Genomic DNA, 6,546 nt, shown 5'->3' with positions numbered 1-6,546 from the left:
ACTGCGGCCGGCCGGGGAGCGGATGCTGGCGCGCAGCAGCGGGCTGTCCGTGCGCCGGTGTGCCCAGTCGCCGTTGGCGGTGCACACGTACAGCAGGCGTGTGTGCTGGTCCGAGCACGGCCAGACTCCGATGACCGAGGACAGTTCGCCGCGGCCAGGGAGCACCATGAGGTCGTTGAGGTGGATCTGGCCGGCGGGCAGCGGGGTTGTCTTCTCGGCCGGTGCCTCGGGCGCCGGGAGCGGCCTGCCGATGCTTTCCGGCCTGTGCGGCAGCGGGGGCGCTGGGGATGGCGGGAACGGCGGGTAAGAGGTGGCCATCGCCAGCACACAGCAGTCCGGGCACAGGTGCTCTGGCATCGGCGGGCGCCGCTCCCACACGTCGTCCACCGGCAGCCCGCACAACCCGGAGGCGGGCTGGGCGGGATGCACCACGTGGGCGCGGCCGGCACAGAAGGTGCCGCCGGGCCAGTTGGTGCCCCACCACCATCCCGCTGCCGGTCCCGTGGGCCGCGCCGTCGTCCGTTCCTCCATCAGCGACCGCACCCCGATCACGCCCGCGGGCCACGAGCAAGCACCTCGCCGACCGCCGCCGGTGGGGAAGATCATCAGCGGGCGTCCGGCGGGCGGCACCGGGATGGAAACCCGGTGGCCCGACCCAGGTCGGGGCTCCGAGTCGGGCCATCGGGCGCTTGCGTCGGCCGCCGCCGTCCCCATCGTTGACGAGTCCGGCCAGCGGCGCGGACCAGCGGGGATCGGCTTAGGTGGGGCCTGGTCGGTCATCGTCAGCGGCGTGGCCATGTCCATCACCATCCCGGTCCGCACCGGCCTTTCCGATCCCCAGCGGTGCTAGCCCCACTGGGGCTTGACATCGCGGGCTCGACACGACCGACTGGTAAGAGCGGGGGTTTACGCTGTGAACCTGCGCGAACACCGTTCGGGAGCGGAAGGCGAGCCATGACTGGTCCAGGACGACAACGCTGTCGGTTCTGCGGCACCGTGCTGGCCACCGCCACCGACCGGATGTGCGGCTCGTGCACCCGCGCCGCGGGGTTCCGCAAGCCGATCCCGGACGGGTTCTACGAGGACGCGGACCTGCGCGCCGCGCTGGCCCGCTACGACTTCGGCGCGGTGTTCGCCGCAGTCCGTCAGCACACCGGGCTGTCCCAGCTCCAGCTCGCTGACCTGCTGGATCTGTCCCAGTCCCGGGTTTCGGCTGTGGAGCGGGGTGAGCGTCGGCTGACCCACGTCAAGCTGGCTGCCCGTCTGGCCACCCGCCTGCGCATCCCACCGCGATTGCTCGGCTTCCCGGCCGAGGACCCGGGTAGCGTGGTGGCACAGGAGGAGGTGAGCTGGTTGGAGCGCAGGGACTTCCTCACCCTGGTCACAGCCGCCACGTTGGGATCGAGCCTGCGCGCGCTACTGCCCGGTGAGGTCGAACCGGTGAGCAGGCCCCGCATCGGCGCCGCGGATGTCGACGCGATCGAGGCGATCACCGACGGATTCCGCCGCTCGGACTTCGCCCACGGCGGCGGGCTGTGCCGCGCTGCGGCCATCACGCAACTGCACCAGGTGCGCCGGCTGGAGGACGCCGTCTGCGCACCGGAGGTCCGAACTCGGCTGCTGGTCGCGGTCGCCGAGCTGGCCAGCATGGCCGGGTGGATGGCTTACGACGTCGAGGACCACGACGCCGCACGCCGTCTGTGGACCTACGCCTTGGACACCGCCCGCCGTGCCGACGACCACCCCCGCGCCCCGGACCTCGCCGTAGACGTGCTGCTGGACATGGCACACCAGGCCCTGCACCTGCACGGCCTCGACCCGACCAAACACGCCGATCGCGCGGGTGAGGCGCTGCGCCTGGTCCAGCTTGCCTCGGCCACGGCCGCCAACCGCAGCCACCCGGTCAGCACGATCACTCAGGGCTACATCTCCGCCGTGCTCGGGTGGTGCCGTGCCGCCCTCGGTGAGCCCGAACCCACCCGCCGCGCCATCGGGAACGCCCAGGACACCTACGCTGCCGCCGACCCGGCCACGACCCCGCCGTGGGCGTGGTTCGTCAACGAGGCGGAGATCACCGCCCAGCAGGGGCACTCGCTGTACCTGCTGTCGCTGACCCGCCCGGAGTTCGCGCCCGAGGCCATCGAGAAGCTGACCACGGCGGCCACCGGCTACGGCGCGGAGTACGAACGCAGCCGCGCGGTGATCCTGCCCCCGCTGGCCTCGGTGCAGTTCCAGGCCGGCGATCTCGACGCCGCAGTGGCCACCGGCTACGCCGCGGTGGACGCGATCACGGGGCTGTCCTCCACCCGCGGCTACGCCCGGCTGCGTGTGCTGGACACCGTGGGGCCGCCCCGCACAACAGGCAGCCCGAGGTCGTCGACCTGCGCGAGCACATCCGCAGGGCGCTGGCTACCACGGCGGCGTAGCCGTCGATGGCCCTGCCCGCACGCCAGGACTCCGGACTGCCCGACCTGCCGGTGCTGCGCGATGCCTGGCGGGTCTTCGGGGTCGACCCCCACTGGCGCGGAGCTGCTGCATCACCGCTCCAACGCGGTGTACCCGCTGCCCCGCGACCACCTCGTCGTCCGGCTGGCCCCGGACACACCAGTGCGCCGCCGCGCCCAGACCTGAATCGACCTCACCCGGTGGCTGGCCACCCAGCCCGAGCCGATCGCGCTACCACCGGCACCCGGCGAACAACCGGGCATCGCCACCGGGGCGGTCGCCACCTTCTGGACCCACCGGCCCACCACCCCGACACCCACGCAGTCGCACCTGAACGGCTCCCACTCCGGGCCTGCACCGCGCCGTGCCGTCACCAAACCGGGTCAGCTACTAAAACCTTTGGCTTCCTATTGAAATCTATACCGAAAATATGATGTCCTACTAAAATCTTCGATGGCACCCGACAGCGGGGACGGGCTGTCGTACCTCGTGTCGTGTATCAGGTGTCGTGTACCAGACCGGGTAGCGCCATCGGGTAGGTCGTCGAGACGTTCCGCCCAGTTCCTTCGTGTACCCACAGTGACCGGCGGCGAGTGGCTCCATGAGGGCTTACGAAGCAGAACGTCATTCTCTCGCCCGTTTTGGCGGTGTACTGACCGGTTGATGGCGCCAATGCGGCTCGCGATAAGCTCGGATCACAGCCGGGCGATAACACGGTGCGTATCGATCGGGCGGGCACGCCGCCCACCGGGATATGCCGCTGCTGGCTCACGTGAGAGCGGATGGTAATGTCCGCCTTGTCCTAGTCCGCTGTTCTGGCAAGCAGCGGGTCCAACTGACCAAGGCACATCGCGATTCTCGGTGCTGGCGCGCTCCGGGAAGGTAGGCGATCGTGCTGGGGGGCGGCGCGGTCTGAGCATGACAGGTGGAGCAAGCCGTGACATGCCCTGCCGGGGACACGCCCTCGGTTGATTTTGTATCCGCTGCGCCCGTGGTCGAGCTGGACCGGCCATACAGCCAGCAGCGATGGTCGCTGATGCTCCCGCATCATGATCGGCTCATCCACATAGCCCGTAGGCGGTTGCCGAGCAAGGCCGACGCGGAGGACTGTGTACACGAGGCATTCATCCGCGCCGCCGGATTGCGGGATCTCGACGCGAGCCGGGTCGGGCAGTTTCTGACGACGACGGTGCTACGTCTGTATATTGATCATCATAGAGCTCGTCAGCGCGCGGAGCGGGCGGTCGTACGCGGCTATCTGCAGCCGTGGGAGCCGGCCCCGGACGACGCCGTCTGCGACCGTGCGGAAGCCCGCTGGCTGCTGGCCCGGGCCGGGGCACTGCAGGGCCGGGAGCGTGAGGTGATCATGGCTCGGGCGGCCGGGAAGAGTACCCGGGAGGCGGCCGTGGATCTGGAGATCAGTCTCAAGGCTGCCGAGGGAGCGTTCACCCGCGGACGTGCCCGTCTCATTTCCTTCTCTCGGAACTGATGCTCTCGGAACTGATGCTCCGCAGCCGCAGGCCCCGCGGGGTCGGGTGGAAACCGGCGCGCTCCAGGGCGGCACCCAGGGTGCTGCCGACGATCGTCTGGCCGTCCGCCTTCTCCACCGTGAGCCTGCCGAGCCGGCCGTCCCGCACGGCGCGGGCCAACGCCTCCACCGCCGGGGCCACCCGATGGTCGTTCTCGGTCCATGACAGCAGGGAACGGCCCCCGCGTTCCACGTAGAGGATGAGTTCCCCGTCGATGATGACGACCATCGCGCCCGCCTTGCGCCCCGGCCGGTGGCCGGCGGCGCCGTCCGCGTCATCCCCCGGTCGGGTCGGCCAGGGCAGCGCGGCACCGAACGGGTTGGCCGGATCGGCCGCGGCCAGGACGACGGCCTGCGCGGACGATGAGCTCGGTGGGCCGGCCGCCGGCTGCGCCCAGGCCGGGGCGGCCTCGGCGTCCCGCTGTGCCGCGGCGATGGAGCGCAGCCGATCGACCGCTCCCGGGACGGCGAACTGGGCCGCGCCCAGGGACTCGACGAAGTAGCCCCGGCGGGCGCGGCCGGCGTCCTCGAAGGCGCTGAGGACCCGGTAGACCCCGGCGAACCCGCCCGGGTGCCGCTCGCTGGTCACCGCGCCGCGGGTGACGATGCCGTGGCGCTCGAGCAGCGCCTCGGCCAGCGCGTGGGCGCGCCGGGTCGGATCGGTGTCCCGCTCGGGCAGCAGCGACCAGCGGCCGGCGGCCGTCGGGGGGCCGGTCCGCCGCGGCATCGCCGGCCGTCCGTACCGTGCCGCCCGGGGACGGGGGACGGCGGCGGAACCCAGCAGGGCGCGCAGCGGGGCGAGGGTGTCGTTGGTCACCCGCCCCGCCCAGACGAGATCCCAGAGCGCGGTGGCGAGCGCCGTGTCGTCGAGCGAGCCCATCCGGTCGGACAGCGCCCGGAAGAACAGGGCCGCCCCGCCGGTGAGCGCGTCGAGAATCGCGGTGTGCAGTGGACCCGAGGCGATCTCCGGGTCGGGCGGAGGCAGCAGCAGGGGCGCGGTGTCGGCGAGGACCAGGGTCAACCAGCCGCCGTCCCCGGGCAGCCCGCCGGCGCCCGCCCAGTGCACCTCGCCGGCGGAGCACAGCTCGTCGAGCATCGCCGGTGAGTAGTCGGCGACGCGGGCCGGGAGGACGAGCTGTTCCCACGCGCTCGCCGGGATCAGCGCGCCCTGCAGCTGCTCGACGGCGCGCAGCACGCCGTCCACCCCCCGGCCACGTCCGCTGGTGACCGACTGCCAGGCCGGTAGGAAGGCACCGAGGACCCGGGGCGGCACCGCCTCGACCTCCTTGCGCAGGGCGGCCAGGCTGCGTCGTCGCAGCGCGCGCAGCACGCCCGCGTCGCACCACTGCTCACCGCCGCGGTCGGGATGCAGCTCGCCGCGGACGAGGCGGCCGCCGCGGACCAGCCCGTCCAGGACACCGGCGACCACCGCCGTGCCCAGCCTCAGCCGGGCAGCCGGTTCCTCGGTGTCGAACGGTCCGTGGGTACGGGCATAGCGGGAGATCAGGTCTCCGAGAGGGTCACGCACCGGTTCGGTGAAGGCGTCGGGAACTCCTACCGGCAGCGGTACGCCCAGGGCGTCGCGCAACCGGCCGGCGTCCTCGATCGCGACCCACCGCTCCTCGCCGGCGATACGGACCCGTAGGGCCCGGCGGGTCTGTTCGAGCTCGGCGAGCCAGCCCAGGGTGGCACCCCGGGCGACCGCCTCCGCGGTGGTGAGGTTGCCGAGCATGCGCAGCAGGTCGGCCACCCCCTCGACATCGCGGGCGTGGCGGTCCGGGGCGAGCCGCGCGAGCTCCGTGGCGACCTGCGCGAGCGCCGCGGGATCGATCAGCTCCCGCAGGTCCGCCTCGCCGAGGAGTTCGGCCAGCAGGGAGCTGTCCAGTGACAGCACCTGCGCCCGGCGTTCGGCCAGCGGCGCGTCCCCGTCGTACATGAAGGCGGCGACGTAGCCGAACAGCAGGGCGGAGGCGAACGGAGACGGGGACGGCGTCTCCACCTCCACCACCCGCAGCGTGCGGGCCGACACCTCGCGCATCAGCTCCGCGAGCGCCGGAACGTCGAACACGTCCTGCAGGCACTCCCGCATGGTCTCCAGCACGACGGGGAAGCTGGCGAACGTCGCGGCGACGGACAGCAGCTGTGCGCTGCGCTGGCGCTGCTGCCACAGCGGGGTCCGTCGCCCCGGGGTCCGGCGGGGCAGCAGCAGGGCCCGCCCGGCACACTCGCGGAACCGGCTGGCGAACAGGGCGCTGCTCCCGATCTCCGCCCGCACGATCGCGTCGATCTCGTCCGGCTCGAACAGCGCGAGATCGGCGCCGGGCGGCTCGGCGGCATCCGGGATCCGGGCGACGATGCCGTCGTCGGTGTGCATGATCTGGACGTCGACCCCGTACCGCTCGCGCAGCCGGGCGCCCAGGGCGAGCGCCCAGGGTGCGTTCACCGGAGCACCGAACGGGGAGTGCACCGTTAGGCGCCAGTCGCCGATCTCGTCCCGGAAACGCTCCACGACGATCGTCCGATCGTCATCGAGACGGCCGCCTTCTGCTCGTCGAGGTAGCGCAGCAGGTTGG

General features: G+C 72.2%; 2 protein-coding genes and 2 pseudogenes. 2 read left to right on the top strand and 2 right to left on the bottom strand.

Features of this window, described 5'->3' with window-relative positions:
• Positions 1-531 (bottom strand): annotated as a pseudogene (locus ACY45C_RS11540) (hypothetical protein); the annotation flags it as partial.
• A gap of 423 nt (positions 532-954) precedes the next feature.
• Here ACY45C_RS11540 and ACY45C_RS11535 point away from each other — a divergent pair.
• Complete coding sequence (locus ACY45C_RS11535; RefSeq protein ID WP_462187611.1) at positions 955-2,631, top strand: helix-turn-helix domain-containing protein; 1,677 nt, start codon at positions 955-957, stop codon at positions 2,629-2,631.
• A gap of 751 nt (positions 2,632-3,382) precedes the next feature.
• Positions 3,383-3,934, top strand: coding sequence for an RNA polymerase sigma factor (locus ACY45C_RS11530; RefSeq protein ID WP_462187613.1), 552 nt, complete (start codon positions 3,383-3,385; stop codon positions 3,932-3,934).
• Here the strand turns inward: ACY45C_RS11530 and ACY45C_RS11525 are convergent.
• Positions 3,912-6,546: pseudogene (locus ACY45C_RS11525) on the bottom strand (Lhr family helicase); the annotation flags it as partial. The gene ACY45C_RS11530 and the pseudogene ACY45C_RS11525 overlap by 23 nt on opposite strands.

Source organism: Frankia sp. CcWB2 (assembly GCF_977927585.1).
The sequence above is the reverse complement of the archived record's forward strand: the minus strand, read 5'-3'. Positions and strand labels throughout refer to the sequence as shown.